Here is a 23,290-nt window from a genome sequence, read left to right as displayed (position 1 = left end):
TATCTGGGTGTGGACGTCATTCCAGACCCTGGTCCCGATATAGTTGTCCACAAACATTAATATCCCTTTAGTTCGTTTGGAAATTAGCAAGACCTATTCCCCGCGTATTAAAGGGTTTCCTGATGGAAACGAGCACGGTCAGGGCGTTCGTGGGCACAAAAAACCTCCGATTCGTTTCGGGATACAGGCAGGCAAGCGGTGGCAGGCCTCTGTCGTCTTGCTTGCGTGCCACGATGTGACGGTGGATAAAAAAAACCTTCACCCAGCGTTAATCATGAAGCTTTTCCGCCAAGCCTATGAATTCTCTAGGCTAGCCTCTTTCCCCGTTTTCCACAGATGCTGACCACAACATATAGGGTTCATATTTTCGATACAGACCAGCTCTTGCGCTTGCCCGCGGGCAGGGTTAATGAATTGATTGTTGCGGCGGCGGCTGAACCGAGATGTCTACGAGGTCGGTTCAAATCAGCGAACATCATCAGGATTGAAACGGTCACGGCGTCCCCGCTTTGACCGTGCGGATATCTTTTTGAATTTTTCTGGCGCGCTGCGGCCATTTGCTCTGGCATAAAAACGCTGGGGACACTATATTTTGTGTCTGGCGGATAAGGCTGGCGCAAGATACAGAGCGGACCATCATTATGATCGGCCTCGCTCCGAAGAGAGCGAACCAACGGCAAGCCGCTTCACCGTGGTGCCGTGAAACCTATTTTGCGCCCTTTTCCGGGTGCTTGGACCAACGAGGACTAGCCAGATGCGCATCGAACGCCGTTTCACCAAGCCCGGCCAGTCGCCCTACGCGGAGATTGAATTCCGTAAGGCGGTCAGCGAAATCAAGAACCCGGATGGCTCTGTCGTCTTCCGGCTGGCGGATATCGATGTGCCCGTGCAGTTCAGCCAGGTGGCGGCCGATATTCTGGCCCAGAAATATTTCCGCAAGGCCGGCGTGCCGAAGATCCTGAAAAAGGTCGAGGAAAACGATGTTCCGTCGTTCCTGTGGCGTTCGGTTGCCGATGAAAAGGCCATGAAGGATTTGGCCGAGGACGAGCGCTACGGTTCGGAAACCGATGCGCGCCAGGTTTTCTCCCGTCTGGCCGGCACCTGGGCCTATTGGGGCTGGAAGGGCAAATATTTCACCACGGAAGAAGACGTTCTCGCCTTCCGCGATGAGCTGGCCTATATGCTCGCCACCCAGCGCGTCGCGCCGAATTCCCCGCAATGGTTCAATACCGGTCTGCATTGGGCCTATGGCATTGATGGCCCCGGCCAGGGCCATTTCTACATCGATCCTTTCACTGGCAAGCTCACCAAGTCCAAGTCGGCCTATGAGCATCCGCAGCCGCATGCCTGCTTTATCCAGTCCGTTGAAGATGATCTCGTCAACGAAGGCGGCATTATGGATCTGTGGGTGCGTGAAGCGCGCCTTTTCAAATACGGTTCCGGCACCGGCTCTAACTTCTCCCATCTGCGCGGCGAGGGCGAAAAGCTGTCGGGCGGTGGTAAGTCGTCTGGCCTGATGAGCTTCCTGAAGATCGGTGACCGGGCTGCCGGCGCCATCAAGTCCGGCGGCACGACGCGCCGCGCCGCCAAGATGGTGGTTGTCGACATCGACCATCCTGATATCGAGAACTATATCGACTGGAAGGTGAAGGAAGAGCAGAAGGTTGCCGCTCTCGTCACCGGCTCCAAGATCGTCGCCAAGCATCTGAAGGCGATCATGAAGGCCTGCGTCAATTGCTCAGCCGATAACGACGCCTGCTTCGACCCGAATGAAAACCCGGCCCTGAAGCGCGAAATCCGCGCTGCCAAGAAGGATATGGTGCCGGAAAACTACGTCAAGCGGGTCATCCAGTTCGCCCAGCAGGGCTATAAAGATCTCGAATTCAAGACCTATGACACGGATTGGGATTCGGAAGCCTATCTGACCGTCTCGGGCCAGAATTCCAACAATTCGGTTTCGCTGCGGGATGACTTCCTGCGGGCTGTCGAAGACGATGGCAACTGGAACCTGACCGCCCGCCGCGATGGCCGGGTGATGAAGACGCTGAAGGCGCGCGATCTCTGGGAAAAGATTTCCTATGCCGCCTGGGCATCCGCCGATCCGGGCCTGCATTTCAACACCACCATGAACGACTGGCACACCTGCCCGGCGGCTGGCCCGATCCGCGCCTCCAATCCGTGCTCGGAATATATGTTCCTGGACGACACCGCCTGCAACCTGGCTTCGCTGAACCTGTTGCAGTTCAAGGATGCCGATACCAAGAAGATCGACATTGCCGATTACGAACATGCTGTTCGCCTTTGGACCGTCGTGCTCGAAGTGTCCGTGATGATGGCGCAGTTCCCTTCGCGCCAGATTGCCGAACTGTCCTACGAATACCGCACGCTCGGCCTTGGCTATGCCAACATCGGCGGCCTGCTGATGTCGACTGGCATTCCCTATGACTCGGCTGAAGGCCGCGCCATCTGCGGCGCGCTGAGCGCCATCATGACCGGCGTTTCCTATGCCACGTCAGCTGAAATCGCCTCCGAGCTTGGTCCGTTCCCGGGCTATGCGCCAAACCGCGACAACATGCTGCGCGTCATCCGCAACCATCGCCGCGCTGCCCATGGCCTGTTCGACGGCTATGAGGGTCTTGCCGTCGATCCCGTGCCGCTGGTCCATGCCGAATGCTCCGATCCGGCCCTGATTGCCCATGCCAAGGCGGCCTGGGACAAGGCGCTGGAACTGGGTGAGCAGCACGGCTACCGCAATGCTCAGGTCTCCGTTGTTGCGCCGACCGGCACGATCGGCTTGGTGATGGATTGCGACACGACCGGTATTGAGCCTGACTTCGCCCTGGTGAAGTTCAAGAAGCTGGCCGGTGGCGGCTATTTCAAGATCATCAACCGCGCCGTTCCCGAAGCCCTGCGCACGCTTGGCTATACGGAAAGCCAGCTTGCCGAAATCGAAGCCTATGCTGTCGGCCACGGCAATCTCAACCAGGCACCGGGCGTCAACCCCGGTTCGTTGAAGGCCAAGGGCTTTACCGACGAGAAGATCGAGGCTGTCAATGCGGCCCTGGGCGCTGCCTTCGACATCAAGTTCGTCTTTAACCAATGGACCTTGGGCGCTGATTTCCTGAAGGAAACGCTTGGCGTCAGCGCTGAACAGCTGACCGACATGAGCTTCAACCTGCTGGAGCATCTGGGCTTTGCCAAGAAGGACATCGAGGCTGCCAATATTCATGTCTGCGGGGCGATGACGCTGGAAGGCGCGCCGTTCCTGAAGAAGGAGCATCTGGCGGTGTTCGATTGCGCCAATCCGTGCGGCAAGATCGGCAAGCGGTATCTGTCTGTCGAAAGCCATATCCGCATGATGGCAGCAGCACAGCCGTTCATCTCGGGCGCGATTTCCAAGACCATCAACATGCCGAACGAGGCGACGGTGGAAGATTGCGGCGCAGCTTACATGCTGTCCTGGAAGCTGGCGCTGAAGGCCAATGCGCTGTACCGCGATGGCTCCAAGCTCAGCCAGCCGCTGAATTCCTCGCTGATCGAGGACGAGGATGATGAGGACGCTTTGGAAGATCTGCTGGCCCAGCCGCAGGCCGCCCAGGCCGTGACCATCACCGAGCGGATCGTTGAGCGCATCGTCGAGCGTGTTGTGCGCGAACAGGAAAAGCTGCCGACCCGTCGCAAGGGGTATACCCAGAAGGCCAAGATCGGTGGTCACACCATCTTCCTGCGTACCGGCGAATATGACGATGGCCGTCTCGGCGAAATCTTCCTTGACATGAACAAGGAAGGCTCGGCTCTGCGCGCCTTCATCAACAACTTCGCCATCTCGGTATCGCTCGGCCTGCAATATGGCGTGCCGCTGGAAGAATATGTTGATGCCTTCACCTTCACCAAGTTCGAACCGGCGGGCATGGTGACCGGCAACGACGCCATCAAGAACGCCACGTCGATCCTCGACTACGTGTTCCGCGAACTGGCGATCTCCTACCTCGGCCGCAACGATCTGGCCCATGTCGACACGTCCGACTTCTCCACCACGGCGCTTGGCCGCGGCGTGAAGGAAGGCAAGGCCGATGTGGTCTCCAAGGGCCTGACCCGTGGCTATAAGCCGACCCTGGTCTCCAGCAGCCCGACCGGAACCGCCGAACCCCGTGGCGCCGTAACCGGCACTCCGGCCAAGGCTTCGGGTAATGTTGCTGCCTTTTCTGGCAATGCCGCCCGCAAGCTGGAAGTGACGACCGCCATTTCCACCTCCGAAGTCGTGTCCTTCAAGCGCGATTACGAGGAACGGGCAGCTGAATTGGTCGAGGACGTCGCTACCGAAGCCCTGTTCTCCGACGCCGCTACCGACGAAGCCGAAGCCGCCAAGGCCGAAGCCAAGAAAGTAGAAGCCGCCCGCCGCATGCGCTCCATCGCCCAAGGCTATACCGGCAACATGTGCTCCGAGTGCCAGAACTTTACGATGGTACGGAATGGGACGTGTGAAAAGTGCGATACGTGTGGATCGACGAGTGGGTGCAGCTGATCCTAATTCTGCCTATTAAGTATTGGCCCCGCCGCGTCTATTGCGGCGGGGAAGCATATTGGGGGCATAATGCAAAACAAGATTTATCAAGTGTTTGTTAGTTCAACTTATAAAGATCTTCAGGATGAGAGGCGTCTAGTTGCTGAGGCAATCTCCAAATCAGGTCAAATGCCTGCGGGTATGGAATATTTTCCGGCAACGAGTCAGCAACAATTAGAGTATATAAAGAGAGTTATAGATCGATGTGATTATTATATTATTTTAGTTGCGGGGAGATATGGTTCAATTTCACCTTCTGGGTATTCATTTACAGAGGAAGAATATAGATATGCGATATCTAAGGGCATGCCCGTTCTCGCCTTTTTGCACGAAAACATAGGAGATATCGCTTTAAGTAAAGTGGAAAACGATCCATGTATTCGCAAAAAACTCGAAGAATTTCGAGATGAATTATGTAAAGATCGTATAGTTGACTTCTGGAAAGTTGGCGGTGACCTTCCTGCAAAAGTTACTGTTGCTTTGATGAATGCTATAAACCTCACGCCAGCAGTTGGGTGGATACGAGGTGACCAAGCCATTGATCCAAAGGTATATGAAGAAAGGGACAGGTTACGTCGGAAGATTATTGAGCTTGAAGCAGATGATAGGCCTCTCGAATTCAATTTTCCTAACAATCTAGAATCTATAAATAAAACTATCCAATTTGAGGCGACCGTAAATTTTTTAGAGGAAAAAATTGGCAATTCAAAGTCGAAAGTATTAAGAACTTTAAATTTTGAGTTTGGCATTACTTGGAAAGAAATTTTTCAATGCATTTCGGAAATATTAAAAGCGCCGACAAGTGAGTATGTAATATCTAAAGCATTGGAAAAATACGCAAAGAAATTACATAAAGAGAAAAATAAAGAGGAAAGTGAAGAAATTTCAATTGAAATTAAAAATATAAACGTCAAAGACATAGCCAATCAATTAACGTCTTATGATTTAATTACCTCGGAGGGGTATCGTTCAACTGCTGGCTTAATGAAAGTATTTTAGGTAAATTACTTTCTCACGGAGAAGGGTAAGAAATACGCAGCATTCTTGCAATCTCGGTTGAATTGAATGTGCATTTTATTGAGGAGTTTCGCTAAGGCCAACCAGCTGAAAGGCTCGAACCCAAGATTGGAGTGCGTCAGAGAGCGGCCAATCTGAAAGCGATTGTTGTAGAACAGGAAGGCCGGTAAAGGGGGCAGAACGTTTCCGCCCTACCTCTTCCCTTGCAGGAGAGGACAAAAAATCATGATCTTATCGAGCGCTACGATGATGATTTTTAGGTGAGGGATTCACTCAGCGATCCTTTAAAGATTTGACGCCGACATCACAAATGACCGAACAACTCTATCGTTCGTGAAAAATCTTTCCCACGGGCTGGCAGTTTTCAATAATGGGTGCCAGCACGGTGTGGCCGTCAGCGATGACGCCGTTGACCATGGGGCAGATGAAAAGCACGCCTTTATAGCTCATGATCTGGCGGTTGTTGATATTGTGAACGGCTGCACTGAGGAATATCTGGATGTTTCGGAACATGTATACGCCTGCGGAGGCGTTTTCCGAGATCACCTGTTTTTCCCGCGCTTCAACCACCACGCCATCAGACATCTTCAAATAGCTGTAGCAGTTTTCGCTTGAGGCAAAGACCGGCACGATTGCGCCGCATCCTTCCGTCGAAAACAGTGTCTCCGGGTCGTCTGGTCCGCTCGTGAACAGGATGTCGGCCAGATCGATGATGACGGGCTCGTCTGGCGCGACGAGCGCCATTGCTGCCAGCACAGAGAACAGAGCGCCTCCGGTCAGGTCGGAGAGTGTCACGATGCGGCAGCCGGGCCATCTCAGGCGCAGATATTCAACAAGCTCCGCGAGGTTCGCAACCTCGCGGATGACGAAGATGTAATCCTCTGGCCGAAGCCGGTTCGACCACGCCCTGTCACCCAAGGCAGCGTCGATCAGCGGTTTTCCGCTGAGATCCACCAGCGGTCTAAAGCCATATTTCGGGGTCCACAAATCAGGCCCGGCAAGTGGTACGATGCATTTCATGCTTATCAAATCAGCCTGAGATAGGCCTCCAGATCGGGAGGCGTGCCTATACCGTGCATGGCGTCGGGAGCGACATGATAGATGCCGACCCTGGCTCCCTGCTTGATCAGGTAGTTGTAGACCGGGCAAACGTAGAACTCGTTGTTGGACCGGTCGTTGTGGGCGATCATATCGGTCGCGGCATCGATGAAATCGCGGGCGCGTCTGAAATAATAGATGCCAACGGTCGCGTTGTCGGAAATCGCCACCTTTTCTTTCACCTCATCGACCAGCCCATCATCGTTCACATGCGCAAACGACCATTTCGGATCCCGATCTTTATCCTTGAAGCAGAGAATTGAACCATCCAGATCGCGCTCAAGTGCATCTTGAATGTAATCCGCGCATTCGAAATCGACGATCTGGTCGCAATTGGCAATCAATAGCGGGGCATCGGGATCAAGATGTGTCCGCGCCGTCAAGACCGTGCAAGCCGCACCTTCGGTTACGAAGTTGATCGGCGAAAAGGCGAGATCGCCATGGGCCTTCAAGCCACTGACGACATCGGGTTCCGCATCCAGATGGTCCTGTCGGGCGATCAGGACGAAGCGTGCATGATCGAGGCGCAGATTGTCCATGACACGCTCGATCATCGTCTTGCCTTTTACATCGATGAACGGCTTTGGCTTGAGGTAGCCGACTTGCGCAAACCGGCTGCCAAGGCCCGCCATCGGAATGACGACCTGAACCTGACGGGCGGGCTTGGTCATCGCGGCAACCTTGTCCCGGATCTCGTTCTGATAGAATTCGATGCGCTTGGGCGAGTAGAACGAGATATAGCTGTCGGATGGAATCTCGTGTTGGACGATCTTGCCACCGGCGAGAATAACCTCGTTCAGAACCGGGGAAAGATAGTATTTTCCACCAAACGGGTCGGCTTTCAGCAAATAATTCTGGGCAAATTCCACAAATAGACTGCCGCTTCTAAAATAGTAATATCCAGCAATCGCCTTGCGGCTCAGAACGCGCTTTTCCGCCGTTTCTATGACATATCCAGACTGATCCTCACGGATATAGGACCAGCGGGGGTGGACGGAATTGAAGGTCACGACACCGGCATCGGCTCCCGAGCGCGTAAAATCTCGTGCAATGCCCGCCAGATCCGCGTCGATAATCTGGTCGCCATTGCAGATCACCAGAGGATCGTCGTCCACAATATGATCGACGGCCATCAGCGCCGAGCACACAGCGCCCATGGTCGGATTGTTCAGTTTGATGACAACGGTGCTTTCGCCAGCCAGCAATTTCAAAATTGAATCGAGACTGTATTCAAGCGCATCCTGATTAAGAACGATAAAGATGAACTTCGCGGATGCATCGCGGTTGCGGATACTGTTGACGACGAGCGAGATCATCGGCGAACCGTCGATTTCGATCAGAGGCTTGGGGAAATGAAACTCGTCCTTTGGGAAAAGATCATCCTTCGACGCGATGGGGATAAGATATCTCATGTGAGGGCCGATTCGATCTTGGTGATTTCGTTCATGATACGCTCATAGGTGACGTCGTTGGTCGATCCCACCACCAGGACATGGGCGCCTGAGGAGCGGGCGGCCTGTATGCCGTGATCGTTATCTTCCAGGATCAGGCATTCCTCCGGCTGCAATTGCAGCCGGTCGATTGCCGTCAGGTAGATTTCGGGATCGGGCTTCGCCTTGCCGACATCCTGATTGGATAGAAAGAAATCCAGGTATTTCAACAGATCAGCCTGGCGCATCATCGCCTCCACGCTCGATCTGACGGAGTTTGAGCAGACGACGATATGCTTTCCCTCCCGCTTCAGGCGCGCGAGGGCGTATTCGTGATGGAAGACCGGTTGGCATTTTTCGACGATGACCTGATAGGTCATCTTCTGTTTGAGCGTGTTGAGGAAATCGTGCAGCCTTGGCGGCAATCCCCGCGTCTTGGTCAGCATTTCCAGTTTTTTGCGTGTTGGCAGGCCGTCATAGACGGCGAGATGTTCGGTGCGGCTGATATTGAGCCCGAGAAGCGCCAGCGCGTCATTCAGCGTCTCGTAATGCCATTCCTTGGCATCGATCAGAACGCCGTCCATGTCGAAAAGCACTGCCTTGATCATAATGTCCTGTCCGTCTGGTTCATGGCTGGCTTATCCCCACTTTTCGGCGGCGAGATGCGGCAAGTCAGTGCAGATTGAGATGTCGTCACCTGTCAGTTCACTCCAAACATCCCAGGCCGCGGTATGATCGCGTCCATGCAGTTCTGGAGAGACGAGCGCCACCTTCTTGCCGGCGTCGAGATGCTTCTGGATGACATCTGGAGTGATCCAGTCGGAATAGAAGGCATCCAGCCACACGCCTTGGGCCTTGTCATAAAAGGGAGGCAGCGGTTCGAGTTCGGAATGGCGGGTATAGGTTATAAAGCCGTTATTGAGGTAGCCGATGGCATCCGGGACAGCCATATCGAAGCAGAACAGATCGGTTATTCCGGCGCCATCCAACGAGGCGCGGAGCGCCTTGTGCAAGCCATCTGCCTTAATGTTCATGGCAATCGTGCCCGATCCGGCATGGCTCTTGTGCAGATCCAAAAAGTAGTCGAGATCCATCACCTGGTCACCGACGGGCATATCATGCGCGATTTTCAGCACGCCATTCTGATCGCGCGTGTCCGTTTCGACCCCGAAGCCATTTTCAAAGGCGCGCCTGAAAGCCGTTTCACTGTTTTTTTCGACAGCTTCCAACCACCAGCCCCTGTGCGCGAGAATTTTCATCGCTCTTTCCATTCAAACGTTGCGAAATAGGTGCTTCACCGGCCACTGCAAATTTCCCGGAAACTAGCCGGGGTTGAACTGAGGAAAGCTCTTCCTGTCGATGTGATAGACGGCAAGATAGTTGTTCTCTCGGAAAAAGTTCGGGTCCTGCGAGTAGGCAAAGGCATTCGTCCATCTCATTGGATGGATCTGTTGATGCACCTTGGAGACAATCCCGGCGTTGCAGAATTCCATCGCATGGGCGATGCCTTCGACCATCGTAAACGAGAAACCGCCGTAAAGAGCCATGTAGAACTGGTAGGTGATATGGTCGAATACGCTGTGGACGAGCCTTTCCACAAATTGCAGGCTGGTGTCCCAGCCAATCCACTCCAGAAAGCCCGGGATGCTCTTGGCCGAATAGACCGGAATATCCCACCACCAGGTATAGATGCCCCAATTGCCGGAAATGGCCTGAATTTTTTCATGATCGACCGCCGGTGCCAGCTTGATGGCCGAGGCGTGCATGATCTGCCTTTCGGCTGAGTGGTTTACAGTCAGTGTGCCGCCGTACCAGCGGGCTTCGGAAACAACGGCTGCGGCGGCCTCAGTCCAGCCCGTTCTATTGAGAATGAAGGTCTCTGCATCGACGCACAGAAGATAGTCGTAAAGCTTATGGGCGAGAGAAAGCGCCAGGAATTTCTTGACCGTCGGCCAGGTTCTACCCTCCGCGACGACCGACAGCGCACTGCCTGAGAAATAATCCGACAGCACGATGGATGCATAGTTCAGGAAAGGGGAGGCCTGATGCATCTCTCTGAACTGCAGGCGATCGGCATCGGTGGAAAAGACGAAAATAATGTCGTAGTCGGCACCAATGCTCTGAAACAGCAGGTTGATGCCATAGATGAAATAGGCGTCGTGAATGGGCACGATAAGAGCGGTTCTGTTCTGCGGCTTCCGTGCCTCGCCGCATTCCGTCAAGAGATGAACGCCACGCTCTCCTGGCAGACGGAACTGTCCCTCCATTTCGATAGGTCCGTCGACAGACCGTATGGTATCGAATCGCGTGGTGACAGCAGCGTTCTGGTTCAGAAACTCGACCGCCCCGCCTTTTACGCGCCAGGAGTTTTCATTGGTATGGGAATATCCGCGCAGCCAACCGCCGCTCTCGAAGGATATCTGCGATGCAAAAACCTCTTCGGCGCCAGCTTTACCGAAGGTCCACACACGCTCCTTCATCAGTCGCTCAAGCGACAAATCATCAAGGCCGATCGTCATTGTTGCACTCCTATCCGTCGTTACAAGGCACGGTAGGAAGGCAAACTTGTATGAAGCTGTCGGTCTTTGTTTCCCTTGTCTTAGCGGTTGAAGCCGACAAGGTTTATGCAGGACCCATGCAACCAATAGCGGGCTACAGCTTAGCTTTGAGCATTTCCAGGAAAATTGGAAACTGATTTTGGCACCCGGAAATGGGCAAAAACAAGAGCGTTGCTGCGATTCCATGAAAATCAGAAACGCCCTCGTGTACCAAATACGGTGCACGAGGGCGTGTTGTAAAAGCCGGTAAGCTGTGGCGAATTATACTTATGCGGCAACCGCCGCCTTTGCCGTTGCCAGTTTACGTTCGGCGCGTTCCTGCTGGGGCGAGCGATTGTAGAATTCGCGGTAGCATTTGGAAAAATGCGAGGCGGAGACGAAGCCGCAGGCGACGGCGACTTCCACCACTGGCATCGAGGATTGCACCAGCAGATGCCGGGCACGGTCAAGCCGAATTTCCAGATAATAGCGCGCCGGTGAGCGGCCCATTTCCTGTCGGAACAGCCGTTCGATCTGGCGGCGCGACAGATCCACCTTGTCGGCGATATCAAGCAGGGACAAGGGCTCAGCCAGGCTTGCTTCCATCAATTCGATGATCTGCAAGACCTTGTTGTTCTGCACGCCAAGGCGGGCGCGCAGCGGCAGGCGCTGGCGGTCTCCGGCAGCCCGGACCCGGTCGGTCAGATGCTGTTCGCAGACCCGGTTGACGAGGCCTTCGCCAAAATCCTGGCCTATCAGGTTGAGCATCATGTCAAGCGAGGCGGTTCCGCCCGCGCAGGTATAGAGATTGCTGTCGACTTCATAGAGATCGGCGTAGACCTCGGCCTGGGGAAAGGCTTCAGAAAAGCCCGGCAGGTTTTCCCAGTGGATCGCGCAGCGCTTGCCGTTCAAAAGTCCGGCCTGCGCCAGCACATGGGCGCCGGTGCAAAGGCTGCCGACCGCGACATTGCGATTATAGGCTTCCCGCAGCCAGGCATTGACGGATTTGTTGTTGAACTCCTCGACAAAGACGCCGGAACAGACAATCGCCATATTGGGCCGGTTTTCACCGGCTAGAAAACGGCGCTCGTCGGCAAGCGACGAATCCACCTCGATGCTGATGCCCGACGAAGACGACACCTTGTTGCCGTCGACTGAACAGAGCCGCCACTCATAAGCCGCATAGCCCAGCATCCTGTTGGCAATGCGCAATGTTTCGATAGCGCCTGCAAACGGCAATAGCGTGAAATTCGGAACAAGAAAAAAGACGATATTGCGTTTTTTAACAGGCGTTTTGCTCATGATGCCACCGTGCTGAGGAGATCTGCTAGAATTGACAGTTTTTAATTCCGCCAATAGCTCAAAAACGACAATAGCACGATAGAAACCGACGACAACAATTTGACATCATTATTGCCGGACCATTTGTGGGTGTTTCATCAGCGAGCCGTCATGGGACACGTGTGGAACACGTATAGCTAGCGGATTGAAAAAACACTCTATTTTGCTTGAATATCAGGGAAAGCAAGGCCTGGAGCAGCCTTTTTGGGCGGCTTAAACCATGTCGCGACGGGTCTGCCACGTGTCGTGTGCAGGCCAGCCAAGATCCTTGCGCATATCGAAAGGGGCTTCTGCCAGCGCCTTTTCCATGGCGCGGTGTTGCCGCCAGGACTCGATCTGGCTGAACCACATGGAAATCGCATGCAAAGCCGATTCGGCGAGGACGATACTGCTGGTAAACAGCCGCGAAGGGCTGGAATGAGAGATGTAGGCCATGTAAAGTTCCTTTCGTTGATCTCGCCAAAAGACTTCCTGGTCCTCAGGCGGCAGAGACATCATCTGCCTTGTTTATTGATCAATAAAGCGAATGTTTGTGATCTATCGCATCGCATATTGTGATCGGTTTGCTGTTTGGCTGTTCCGGCACGACAATCCCCACGTCTTCTCGCAGGTATTCAGGCAGGCAGTTAAGGTGAGCCATCGCCTTTTCACGCGCCTGGCGGAGATGGCGGCTCTCACGCCAGCGCCGAAAGGCCAGCCAGAGCCGCAGCATGGGTGGAACGCGGCTGGGTGTTGCTTCGAAGACCATGCTTTTCACTCCTCCTGATGCCGATCGGCTTCGTTGCAAACAGTGTCAGGTGGAATTGACATTCAATCAAACGAAACGATATGATCTTTATGTTGAGAAAAATTGATGGTTGTCCAATGACCCTTTCCCAGTCTCCCTCCATGCCTTCCACCGTTCTGGCAGCGGCCAGTTTGCCGCTTCTGGATAATGACGTGCTGCGCACCTTCGTGGCGATTTCCGAGGTCGGCAGTTTTACCGCTGCCGCAGACATGGTGTTTCGCACCCCCTCGGCGGTATCGATGCAGATCAAGAAGCTGGAGGATCAACTGGGCGTTTCGCTGTTTCGCCGTGACGCTCGCTCCGTCACGCTGACTCCGCATGGGGCCTTGCTGCTCAGCTATGCCAAGCGCATCCTGGCCCTGAACAATGAGGCGGTGGCACGGTTTTTGGCGCCCGAGATGAATGGTGTGGTGCGGCTGGGATCGCCTGATGATATCGGCGAACTGGTCCTGCCCGGTATTCTCACTCATCTGGCGCGCACATGGCCGCATCTGGCCATTGAGGTGACGATTGCCGGTTCTGTGGAGCTGCGCAAGGCGGTGAATGAGAAGCGGCTGGACGTAACACTGTTCAATTTCCTAAACGGCATCGCCGCCGATCCCACCATGACGGTGATGAGCGAAAAGCTGGTCTGGGCCGGAAAAAAACACGGTCAGGCCCATCTGAAAACGCCGCTGCCGCTGTCTGTCTGGGATGAGAGCTGTGTGTGGCGCAAGCGCGCCATGACCGAATTGACCCGCCAGGGCAAGGAATTCCGCATCGCTTATTTCTGCGGTCACCATGTTGGGCAATATGCGGCGATTCGGGCTGATATCGCCGTCGCGCCGCTTGCCCGCTTCCTGTTGCAGGAGGATATGGTGGAACTGACCGAGCGTGATGGATTGCCGGATCTTGGCAGTTACGAGGTCGGCCTTGCCTTGTGTGAAGATGCCTCGCCGCCGGTCAAGGCTGTTGCCGATTACGTGCGTTGCGTGCTGGGAAATCGCGGCTGTGTCGACACAGCGGTGGCCGCCTGACCGGATAAAGGCAATTTGGCGACGGGGCTTGGAACGGTCCTGTTCGATCTCTACATCCTGGATGCCGCCCAAAAAGGGTCTATGCAAAGGAGATGGCAGATGAATATGCCGGTCTTGTCCGCTACGAGTGAAGGTGTTGTTGCCAGCCGTCGTTCGCCGGTGCGGGTGATTGCTGATCTGATCCGCAATCCGCTGGATGCCCTGCCGCCGCAGATCTATGATCATAAGCTGGTCTATGCGCAGTTTGGCGATGAAGTGCGGCTGCATGTGATGGACCCTGAACTGATCCATGAGGCTTTGGTCAAAAATGCAGCGGTGCTTGGCAAGGGTGAAGACGTTCGCCGTGCGCTGGGTCCGGCATTGGGGCAGGGGTTGTTGACCGCTGATGGCGCCCATTGGAAATGGCAGCGCCAATCCGTTGCGGCTGGTTTTCAGTGGGAAAAGTTGAGAAGTTTTCTGCCGGCGATGGTGGCCGCAGCCGAACGTCGCCGCGATTCCTGGCAGGCTGGCGAGACCGTCGATATCGGCCATGAAATGATGCAGACGACATTCGACATCATTGTCGAGACGATGATGACAGGGCGCGACAGGATCGATGTCGCGCGGGTCGAGCAGAGCGTTACCGATTATCTCGAACCGACGGGCTGGATGTTTGCGCTTGGCATGCTGAAGGCGCCGGAATGGATACCCTATCCCGGCAAGGGAAAGGCAAGCCGGGCCGTGACTTATCTGCGGTCCGCGATGGCCAAGATGATTGCCGAGCGGCGCGCTGAAGGCGTGGAGCGCGCCGACCTGATCTCGATGCTGCTGTCGGCTCACGATCCGGAAACAGACCGCGAAATGAACGACGAGCAGATCATCGACAACCTGCTGACCTTCATTTCCGCAGGGCATGAAACCACCGCCCTTGGGCTTGCCTGGACATTCCATCTGCTGGCAAAGCACCCGGCCATCGAGCAAAAGCTGCTGGACGAGTTGGACCATGTGGTGGGCGATGGTCCGGTGTTGGCCGAGCATGTCGAGAAATTGACCTATACCAAACAGGTTTTCAACGAAGCCATGCGGCTCTATCCGCCAGCGCCGGTCATTACCCGGACCGCGAACGAGGCGTTTACCTTGGGTCAACACCGCATCGAGGCGGGAACGGTCCTGCTGGTGCCAATCCATGCCGTTCATCGTCATAGCCTGATCTGGGAAACGCCCGAAGAGTTCGATCCCGACCGTTTTGCGCCCGAAGCGGTCAAGGCACGGCATCGCTACGCTTTCGTGCCGTTTGGCGCTGGGCCGCGCATCTGTATCGGCAGTGCTTTTGCTACCATGGAGGCCGTTGCCATTCTGGCGGTGCTGGCCAAGACCTTTCGTCTGCGCAACAAGAGCGAGGTGACGCCGGAGCCGATGATGCGCATTACTCTGAGGCCGAAGAAAAAACTGATCATGGAGATTGAGAAGCGGCAGGAGGCCGTGCCGGTTTCAGCCTGAACCGGGGTTCGCTTCGCTACCATATGCCTTTGGTGAGGCCAGTCCACAGCCAGCGCCAGAGGGTCGGTGGAAAATAGAGTGCGGATGGTCCGGTCGGCGCGATAGGGGTCAGTTTTCCCTCCAGAGCGTCGCCCACCGCCTGGCAGGTGATGAGAAGGGCTGCTGCCGTCAACAGCATTGGATAGGTGGAGATGAAATCACCGGAGCTTGGCTGCGCACGCACCTGGTAAAGGACGTCTCCGGTGTCGGTGCCCTGATCGACCAGATGCACCGTTGCGCCGAAATTGCCGCGATCGCCTTTTGCCAGCGCCCAGTAGCCGCCCATCTGACCGCGATAGGCGGGATTGATGCCAGCATGAAGATTAAGCACGGGGCAGGGCATGCTGGCCAGAACTTTGGTCGTCATCAGCCGGGTGCTGACCAACAGGATCACGCGCGGAGAGAGCTGTTGGATCGCCTCCTGCGCCTCGGGACTGTTGATGCTGCGCACAGTAGTCACTGGGATCTGCGGATTGAAATGGGGATTGGCGGCAAAGTCCCGGCAGATCGTTTCTGTGCGTTTTTGGGCTGCCCGGCGCATGAATTTGCCGGCGGCCATGGTGGCGAGCTGACCAAGTGCTGCCACGGTTCCAACCCGCCGTTGACGGCGTCGAAAAATCTCCGCCTTGCTTTCCTGTTCTTCCAAGAGGACCTGCACGTCACCGAAACGGGCTTTCAGCGCGTTGACCACCATCCACGGGTTTGGCCCCCCGGCGGTCATCACCAGAATTGCGCCTTTGCCCTGCTGCTGCCCCATGATCAATCCCCTCAAGCGCCGCTTTAGCCCATGTTATTTATGTGCTCGCGAGCAATCTGAACCAAACTTTCATAAGTGCGGATATCATGCGGCGTAAATGTTTGGTTAAAAACGCTGAAATCTTTGGGTGCGAATGAACTTTTTTCGAGTTGCCGCGTTCATGCCAATGCGAGGCACCTGTGGTGCCCGATTATCATAATAGGGGTTTATCCAATATGAACACGAAAAAGCTCGCTGCCGTTGCTGCTCTCTTTGTTGCCGCTGCCGCATTGTCGTCATGCGGTAACACGATCCGTGGTATGGGCAAAGATACAGCCAATACCGTGAACGCCACGCAGTCGGCGGGCAACAATGTCGCCAAGGCTGCTAAATAACGCAACCTAACAGCAGTTTTGCTTCACGCCCTTCAAGGGATGAAGCAAAGCTGCTTCGGGAAAGGGAAGAGGAGTTAGGTCCATGTCCATGCATCTGGTTGCCAAAGTGAGTGCTGCTTATATTCTGGCGGTTGTCGTTTCGGCCGCTGGGCATGTCGCCTTCCAGGGTCCGCCGATTCAATTTGCGGGCCAAACTCAGGAAGTGGGCATTCTGACCGCTTCTGCCCAGCAGTAAGAGTGGCGTCAACGGCGGGATACAGCTAGCTTTTTTGCTCTATTCCCTCGTGAAACTTGTGTATTGGCGTCCGTGCAAGAAGACGGACCAGAAGGGTCGCGCCTTCAAATATTTGATGTGAGAGTTCACTTTTGAGATTTTGCTCGGAAAACGCGCTCCGTTTGAAAATAGTCGTTTGGCTTTTTGCGATCCTGTCCCCGCTTGTTATTTCTCCAGAGCGTGCTGAGGCAGAAGAACATAATTGTCGTGACCAGACGGAAAACGGCTTTGCTTATCGTGTCTGTCGATTTGATCCCGCCACGCGCACAATTCGCATCTTCAACCGCAATGCCGACGGCGATGTCTATGGTGGGTTCGAGGCATTGCGAAGCCAGCTTTGGCAGCAAAGACTGATCCTCACCTTCGCCGTCAATGGCGGTATGTATCACTCCGATCTCAGTCCCGTTGGCCTGTTCGTAGACTATGGCGTGACGCGCAAGCCAGTCGAAACAGCCGATGGCTGGGGCAATTTTTACCTGAAGCCGAATGGCGTGTTTTTTCTCAAAGACGGCCATGCTGGTGTGCTTGAGACCGGGCAATTCGAAACCCAGAAGATTGAAGCGGATTTCGCCACCCAATCCGGCCCGATGCTGGTCATTGATGGTGTTCTGCACCCGAAGTTTCTCCCCGCCAGCGACAGTTTGAAAATCCGCAATGGTGTCGGTATCGACGCCAGCGGCCAAGTGGTGTTTGCGTTGAGCAAAGACCCTGTGCGTTTCTACGATATGGCTACGTTCTTTCGTGACCGGTTGGGCGCGGCCAATGCACTTTATCTGGATGGGACGATTTCAAGCCTTGCGGAGCCGATGGCTGGCCGAATCGACCGGGCCTATCTGCTCGGGCCGATCATCGCGGTGGTAGACCAGCGCCCCAACTGACGCATCTCGATCTTTGTGACTATCAGTCAGTATCCTGCCTGAACGGTTCCTGTCGGCTCGGCAGGGCTGGCACATCGATGTGATCCGGTTCCAAGCCGGCCTTTTCCCGTTCTACCATCAACTCAAAAGCGCGTTCCAGATGGCGGGTGAACCGTCGCGTGTCAAAGAGCGGCGCGTGCAGCCGATTGTCCCCAATCGTCTGCCTGAGTGCGGCAAGCCGGGGCCGGTCCTGCGCCAGATCTGCGGCTAGGCGCACCATGTCGTCTGGCGTCTCCGCCACCAGTTGCGGAACGCCGAGCGCGGTCAGCAGGCTTTCTGACACCCTTGAGGCGAAATTCCTGCCCTTGAAGGTGATGACCGGCAGGCCCGCCCATAGCTTGTCCGAGGTCGTGGTGTGGCCGTTATAGGGATAGGTATCGAGACCGAGATCGGCCGCCTGCATTCGGGCAATATGCGGCGCGTAACTTTCGGCGCCAGTGAAATAAAGGCGTGAACGTTCGATTCCGCACCCGGTCATGAATGCGGTCAGTCGGTCGCGCTGTTCGCGCCCGGCGCAGAGAACCCACAGAATGGATGAGGGAATGGCGTCCAGCATTCTTGCCCAGAGACGCGCGGTTTGCGGGGAAATCTTGCGAACCATGTTGAAGGAGGCCAGCACGAAGGCATTTTCCGGCAGGTCGAGCAGGGAGCGGGATGTGGCCGGTGGCAGCGGGCGATAGCGATTGTCGTTTGCCTGATAGGTTTCCGGCAATCGGCAGAGCCTCTCGTGATAATGGGGTTTGGATGAGTCAGGTGTGACGATCAGGTCGGAGATGACATAATCGCAATCGATCCCATAGGCGGAGCCGGGAAAACCGAGATAGGCGACCTGCAAGCGGGCAAGGCCACTATTGATCAGATCGGCGCGGACATCTTTGGTATGGCCTTTGAGATCGACCAGAATATCAAGGTCAAAGCCGCGGATGAAATCGCGTGCCGTACCATCGTCCATGCGCAGGATGTCGTGAAGATTGGGGTAGGTCTGCCGCAGTCCCCGATCCAGCTCCCTGATATCCTCTGGGGTGTGACAGAATAGGTGGATCTCGAAGCGGGCTGCGTCGTGACCCAGCAAAACACTTTGCAACAGTCGCATGGTTGGATGTTGGTCGGAAAAATCCGACGAAAGATAACCGACACGGATTTTTTTCCCGAAATGATGGGGTAGGCTGCGGCGTGCCTGGCGCGATTGCTCCGTAAATGGCTTTCCGCTGGCCATCCGGGTTTGGCGGCCATTGATCGCCTCGTCGTCACACCACAGCATGTGCTGGTAGGGATCGTCGATGTTGAAAAATGCCGGATTGGTGCAATCGCGCATCGCGGCCACCAGCGCGTGGTCGCTGGCTTCGATTTCCTTGAGGCACAATTGTCCTCGCAGCAGCCGCCGATAGGTTCTTTGCTCTTCCGGGTCGAGTGATGCGAGGTGTTGGGATTCGAGATTTTGGGATTCTGGCACTTTGCGGATCAGGGAAAGCGCCTGCTCCCCCTGATCAATCTGCATATACAAACGCGCGGCCATCAGCAGAAACATCCGGCGATTTTGCGGCTGCACATCCGCCACCCGGGCGTAAAGCTCGGCGGCCTGGAGTTTTTCCTCCAGCTTTGCATGGCATTGCGCCGCCACCAGCATCATATTGGCGTCCGGTGGACGTTTTTTCAAAAGCGGGTGCAGGCGGTCGAGGCAGGCGCGCAGATCGCCCTGCTTATAGGCCTGCAAAGCCTGGAGGAAGGCCGGGGACTGACCCACGCTCACAGCGCTGATTTCGGATAGGCACGCTCCAGGCCGCCGGAGCGTGTCAGCCCCTGGCGAAAGGCCAGATAGGCGCCATGTTGACTGGATTTGGCAATTTCCATCAAGCGAATCTGCATCCGGGCCGGGCAGCTATTGCCCAACCATTCACCGCAGCGTTCAAGCTTCAGGGAGTTGAGGAAGCGCTGACCGGCGGATTGTTCCAGATAGGCGAACAGGCCTTCGGCAAAGGTCTCGTCCTGCTTGGGGTTTTCCAGCATCAGGGCCAGGAAGGCCTTGTCGTCATCAGAGAATCCACCCAGCTTCATGGCAACGGTGTCTCGGTCGGTAACGGCGGTGGCGGACATGATGAAGGTCTCCTGCTGTCTTGGCTTTTGCCCGGCGTGTCTGTTGTGAGTCTCTATCGATATTATCTGCATTGGTTCTTAAACAATCGTCGCTGGAGCAGAGCTTGCGATTTTATCAACCGAATAATTCGCGGCATTGTTTGGTGATCGACAATTTGACTCCGTTGAGCCTTGCGTGAGGCTTGCGGCCGGCTTCATCCGCTGGTTGACACAGGTGCCGCAACGTTTGACGGTAGGATATCGCTGTTCTTCAAAGGCGAACGAAATGCGGCAAAGCTTTGCGGATATTGTATAATTACCCATTTCGAGTCTGAGCTGGGAAAATTGTCTGAGAGCTGATCCCGCTTGAATGCTATTTTCTGCAATGGGGGCTTGTCATCGGGCCCGCATTTTTCCGGAGTGTTTCTATGGCCGAACTGACTATCTGCATGCCCAGCCATCGCCCGCTCGACGGTTCGCGCGCTGCCATCGACAGTGCGCTTGCTTTTTGCGAGGCGCGGGACGCCCTGCTGGTGGTCAGCGACAATTCCGGCGATGCCGCCAAAAAAGCCTATTTGCAAGACCTTTCTCCCCGGCTGACCTATGTGCCAAGCGAGGCACAAACGGCCTTCGCCAATATGTTCAACGCTGTCGAGGCAGCCTCCACGCCCTTCATCATGCCGATGGGCGATGATGACGAGATCGTTGCCGAAGCGGATCAGGTGCCTTTCGATCTCGACGATCTGCCCTTCGATTACGTTGGCGTCCTGCCGGTGACCGAAAGCTTCCTTCAGCGGTCCGAAACCGGTTCGGTTCAGGCCTTTGCCCTGGAAGAGTATGACCCCGGCGAAAGAATGCTCGCCTATCTGCAGAACAGCCCGACCAACAATGGCGGTTTCTATTCCATCCTGCGCCGCGAAGTCTGGCTTGCGACGATGGACCTGTTTCTGCGATCCCATCCGACCAAGGCAGCGACATGCGACTGGGCCGTCGCAATATCCCTGTTTTCGACCGGAAAAATGGCGCATGATCCGTCGATCCGCTACCGCTACAATGCCGAAAAATGGGCTGAAAAAGCGCAGATCGATGCGGAACGCAAGGCTATGCTGCTGGAAGCCGGACTGCCGGAGAGTGCGGTCCATTATGAAATGCTTCTGCTGTTTCTCGATGTTTTCGTGTTGATCAACCGGGTTGGCTCGCCGCTCTCCATCGATGAGCGCCAACGTCTTGGTAAGTTCACGGTCAACCGGTTTCTGGGCAGCTTTATTCAGCAGGTGGCCGATTCTCCTGAACTCTATGCCGAAGGCGTTACGGGTCTGGCGGAAATGGCGCTGGAGGAAACCGATAGTTTCACCCAATTCCAGATCGCCATGCTGATGGCCGAGCGGCTGCAGCCCGGTCTCAAAGACAAATACGTCGCCTTCATTCAAGCTTCGATTGCCGGAGCGTAAAGCCAGGCGATAGCAATTCCAACCCATTGCACGACGAGTTGGAGAAAAAATGGCGGCAAGGCAGTAGGACGATCTCCTGCCTTGCCGCCAAAATCCTCTATTCTGCCGCCAGGGCCGGTTGGACGCTGTGCGCTGGCGAGACCATAGCCGAAAGGATGATCGAAAGGTCGATGGTGCCAATCTGGTGACCGGCCTTATCGGTCACCTGCGCCTCTGTGACGCCTTGCTCGACCATGGCCCGGGCCGCCGTTTCCAGCGTCGTGCGGGCGGTGAGCTTGAACTGGCCCGCCGACTGCTGGCCTGACTGACTATGCGCCGGGACCATCACCGTGCCGATGCGGATTACCCGACCACGATTGACCTCGCGCACGAAGGCGGCAATGTAATCGTCCGCTGGACGCAGCACGATATCCTGGCCGCTGCCCTGCTGCACCACTTCGCCATCGCGCAGAATGGCGATCTTGTCGCCCAGCCGCAACGCTTCGTCCAGATCGTGGGTGATGAACACCACAGTCTTTTGCAATTCCTGCTGCAAGTCGATCAGCATGGTCTGCATATCGACCCGGATTAGCGGGTCCAGTGCGGAATAGGCTTCGTCCATCAAGAGGATATCTGCATCGGTTGCGAGCGCTCGCGCCAGCCCAACGCGCTGCTGCATGCCGCCGGAAAGCTGGTTCGGATAATGGTTTTCAAAACCGGCAAGCCCGACCCGCTCGATCCAGTAGTGTCCCTTGGCAAGGCTTTCCTGCCGCGGCATGCCCTGGATATCGAGGCCGTAGAGGACGTTTTCCATCACGGTTCGATGTGGCAGCAGGCCGAACTTCTGAAAGACCATCGCCGTTTTCCGGCGTCGGAAATCGCGCAGCTGTGCTGGCGACATGGCGCAGATGTCCGTTCCGTCGTAGAGCACTTCGCCCGCTGTCGGCTCGATCAACCGGTTGATATGGCGAATCAGCGTGGATTTGCCGGAGCCGGAAAGTCCCATGACCACGGTGATCTCGCCGCCGGGCATGTCGATGCTGATGTCGCGCAGGCCGAGCACATGGTGATGCTGGTCGTTCAACTCGGCCTTGGTGATGCCTTGGCGCACGGCGTCGATATGGGTTTTCTCGTCGGGACCGAAAATCTTGTAGAGATTGCGGATATCTATGCCGTGACTAGCCATGCAGCACCTGTGTATGTTTCTGGAGGCGTTTGCCATAGGCTTGGCTTGCCCGGTCAAAAATGATGGCGATTGCCACAAGGGCAAAGCCGTTGAGCAGGCCGATGGTGAAGAACTGGTTGGTAATGGCCTGCAAGACATTCTTGCCGAGCCCGCCAACCCCGATCATCGAGGCAATGACCACCATGGCCAGCGACATCATGATCGTCTGGTTGATGCCCGCCATGATGTTGGGGAGGGCCAACGGGATCTGCACATTGAACAGTTTCTGCCGCTCCGACGACCCGAAAGCATCCGCAGCTTCGATGGCTTCGCGACTGACAAGGCGGATACCGAGATTGGTGAGCCGGATAATTGGCGCGATGGCTTAGATCACCACGGCGATCAGGCCCGGCACCTTGCCGATCCCGAAAATCATCACCACGGGGATCAGATAGACGAAGCTCGGCATGGTCTGCATCACGTCGAGTATCGGATTGAAAACCGACTGGGCGCGGTCGGACCGCGCCATCCAGATGCCGAGGGGAATGCCGATGACGATGGCGCAGAGCGTGCAAACGGTCACCATGGCAAGTGTTATCATAGTATCCTGCCAGAGACCGGCCATACCAATCAACAGCATGGCAAGAGCCGTGCCGAGTGTAATGCGCCAATTGCGGCTGACGCCGTAGACAATGGCGGCCAGTGCGACGATCATCACGATCCAGGGCGTATCGACGAACAACGCCTGAAGCCAGTTCAGGAACCATTGCAGCGGCAGGGTCAGTCCGTCGAGAAAATCGCCGTAGGAGCGGACGAAAGTCTTGAAGCCGGTATCGACGGTCTTCTTGAAAGTCCGCATGAGAGTGTCATCCACCGCCGGAAACCGGCAGAGGAGCGTGGGGATATAGCTACAGATAGCAGATGCCATATGTGCTCCTTATCGTACGGATCAATGCCAATGCCGGTGTATTCGGCTTTATCGACGCAGCTTG

Annotated in this window: 20 protein-coding genes and 1 pseudogene; 8 read left to right on the top strand and 13 right to left on the bottom strand. The window is 55.7% G+C overall.

The genetic code is table 11. From position 1 onward, the window contains the following. Positions 1-754 precede the first annotated feature (754 nt). Both FS819_RS08355 and FS819_RS08350 read left to right on the top strand, forming a co-directional pair. The gene (locus tag FS819_RS08355; RefSeq protein WP_156547585.1) at positions 755-4,525 is read left to right on the top strand and encodes a vitamin B12-dependent ribonucleotide reductase; all 3,771 of its coding nucleotides are present in this window, start codon (positions 755-757) and stop codon (positions 4,523-4,525) included. Positions 4,526-4,594: 69 nt separating this feature from the next. After that, positions 4,595-5,563: a DUF4062 domain-containing protein gene (locus FS819_RS08350; RefSeq protein WP_156547586.1), complete on the top strand. Its 969-nt coding sequence runs from the start codon at positions 4,595-4,597 to the stop codon at positions 5,561-5,563. 342 nt (positions 5,564-5,905) lie between these two features. On the opposite strand, the gene FS819_RS08345 is transcribed toward FS819_RS08350, so the two are convergent. The 8 genes from FS819_RS08345 to FS819_RS08310 all read right to left on the bottom strand — a co-directional run bounded on the left by FS819_RS08345 (position 5,906) and on the right by FS819_RS08310 (position 12,735). After that, positions 5,906-6,601, bottom strand: a complete 696-nt coding sequence (locus FS819_RS08345; RefSeq protein ID WP_156547587.1) for a glycosyltransferase family protein — start codon at positions 6,599-6,601, stop codon at positions 5,906-5,908. 5 nt (positions 6,602-6,606) lie between these two features. Further along, entirely contained in the window at positions 6,607-8,091 is a 1,485-nt protein-coding gene (locus FS819_RS08340) for a glycosyltransferase family 2 protein (RefSeq protein ID WP_156547588.1), read from the bottom strand. Beyond that, positions 8,088-8,717: an HAD family hydrolase gene (locus tag FS819_RS08335; RefSeq protein ID WP_015916283.1), complete on the bottom strand. Its 630-nt coding sequence runs from the start codon at positions 8,715-8,717 to the stop codon at positions 8,088-8,090. Before FS819_RS08335 ends, FS819_RS08340 begins: the two co-directional genes overlap by 4 nt. 30 nt (positions 8,718-8,747) lie before the next feature. Beyond that, positions 8,748-9,368, bottom strand: a complete 621-nt coding sequence (locus FS819_RS08330) for a phosphatidylinositol-specific phospholipase C/glycerophosphodiester phosphodiesterase family protein (protein WP_234624427.1) — start codon at positions 9,366-9,368, stop codon at positions 8,748-8,750. Between the two features lie 63 nt (positions 9,369-9,431). After that, on the bottom strand, positions 9,432-10,628 hold the full coding sequence (locus FS819_RS08325) for a hypothetical protein (RefSeq protein ID WP_156547590.1): 1,197 nt from the start codon (positions 10,626-10,628) through the stop codon (positions 9,432-9,434). A gap of 306 nt (positions 10,629-10,934) precedes the next feature. Next, positions 10,935-11,948, bottom strand: a complete 1,014-nt coding sequence (locus FS819_RS08320; RefSeq protein WP_015916280.1) for a GlxA family transcriptional regulator — start codon at positions 11,946-11,948, stop codon at positions 10,935-10,937. Positions 11,949-12,200: 252 nt separating this feature from the next. Beyond that, positions 12,201-12,422 (bottom strand): hypothetical protein, encoded by a 222-nt coding sequence (locus FS819_RS08315; protein WP_156547591.1) that lies wholly within the window; start codon positions 12,420-12,422, stop codon positions 12,201-12,203. Between the two features lie 79 nt (positions 12,423-12,501). Beyond that, positions 12,502-12,735: a hypothetical protein gene (locus FS819_RS08310; protein ID WP_156536266.1), complete on the bottom strand. Its 234-nt coding sequence runs from the start codon at positions 12,733-12,735 to the stop codon at positions 12,502-12,504. 116 nt (positions 12,736-12,851) lie between these two features. Here FS819_RS08310 and FS819_RS08305 point away from each other — a divergent pair, with 116 nt between their 5' ends. Next, a complete protein-coding gene (locus FS819_RS08305) occupies positions 12,852-13,790 on the top strand; it encodes a LysR family transcriptional regulator (protein WP_234624426.1) in 939 nt (312 codons plus the stop codon). Positions 13,791-13,889: 99 nt separating this feature from the next. Then, positions 13,890-15,269: a cytochrome P450 gene (locus FS819_RS08300; protein WP_156547593.1), complete on the top strand. Its 1,380-nt coding sequence runs from the start codon at positions 13,890-13,892 to the stop codon at positions 15,267-15,269. Between the two features lie 16 nt (positions 15,270-15,285). On the opposite strand, the gene FS819_RS08295 is transcribed toward FS819_RS08300, so the two are convergent. Further along, a complete protein-coding gene (locus tag FS819_RS08295) occupies positions 15,286-16,065 on the bottom strand; it encodes a formyl transferase (protein ID WP_234624425.1) in 780 nt (259 codons plus the stop codon). A 215-nt stretch (positions 16,066-16,280) separates the two neighbouring features. On the opposite strand from FS819_RS08295, the gene FS819_RS08290 reads away from it, so the two are divergent. From FS819_RS08290 to FS819_RS08280, 3 genes are all read left to right on the top strand, one after another. Continuing rightward, positions 16,281-16,439 carry an entericidin domain-containing protein gene (locus FS819_RS08290; protein ID WP_070165145.1) on the top strand — a complete coding sequence of 53 codons (159 nt, stop codon included), beginning with the start codon at positions 16,281-16,283 and terminating at the stop codon, positions 16,437-16,439. Between the two features lie 82 nt (positions 16,440-16,521). Next, a complete protein-coding gene (locus FS819_RS08285; RefSeq protein WP_156538118.1) occupies positions 16,522-16,674 on the top strand; it encodes a hypothetical protein in 153 nt (50 codons plus the stop codon). A 161-nt stretch (positions 16,675-16,835) separates the two neighbouring features. After that, positions 16,836-17,591 (top strand): phosphodiester glycosidase family protein, encoded by a 756-nt coding sequence (locus FS819_RS08280; RefSeq protein WP_156547594.1) that lies wholly within the window; start codon positions 16,836-16,838, stop codon positions 17,589-17,591. A 22-nt stretch (positions 17,592-17,613) separates the two neighbouring features. On the opposite strand, the gene FS819_RS08275 is transcribed toward FS819_RS08280, so the two are convergent. Further along, entirely contained in the window at positions 17,614-19,380 is a 1,767-nt protein-coding gene (locus FS819_RS08275) for an O-linked N-acetylglucosamine transferase, SPINDLY family protein (protein ID WP_156547595.1), read from the bottom strand. After that, complete coding sequence (locus tag FS819_RS08270) at positions 19,377-19,727, bottom strand: hypothetical protein (protein ID WP_409050044.1); 351 nt, start codon at positions 19,725-19,727, stop codon at positions 19,377-19,379. Before FS819_RS08270 ends, FS819_RS08275 begins: the two co-directional genes overlap by 4 nt. A gap of 404 nt (positions 19,728-20,131) precedes the next feature. Here FS819_RS08270 and FS819_RS08265 point away from each other — a divergent pair, with 404 nt between their 5' ends. Then, positions 20,132-21,154, top strand: a complete 1,023-nt coding sequence (locus FS819_RS08265; protein WP_156547596.1) for a glycosyltransferase family 2 protein — start codon at positions 20,132-20,134, stop codon at positions 21,152-21,154. Between the two features lie 97 nt (positions 21,155-21,251). On the opposite strand, the gene FS819_RS08260 is transcribed toward FS819_RS08265, so the two are convergent. Next, positions 21,252-22,319, bottom strand: a complete 1,068-nt coding sequence (locus tag FS819_RS08260) for a quaternary amine ABC transporter ATP-binding protein (RefSeq protein ID WP_156547597.1) — start codon at positions 22,317-22,319, stop codon at positions 21,252-21,254. Further along, a pseudogene (locus FS819_RS08255) lies at positions 22,312-23,226 on the bottom strand (ABC transporter permease). The gene FS819_RS08260 and the pseudogene FS819_RS08255 overlap by 8 nt, the downstream one beginning before the upstream one ends. Positions 23,227-23,290: the final 64 nt, after the last annotated feature.

The sequence above is a fragment of the Allorhizobium sp. Av2 genome (assembly GCF_021462805.2).
In the GTDB taxonomy this organism is placed as follows: Bacteria; Pseudomonadota; Alphaproteobacteria; order Rhizobiales; family Rhizobiaceae; genus Allorhizobium; species Allorhizobium vitis_G.
This window is presented reverse-complemented; position numbering and strand designations above follow the sequence as displayed.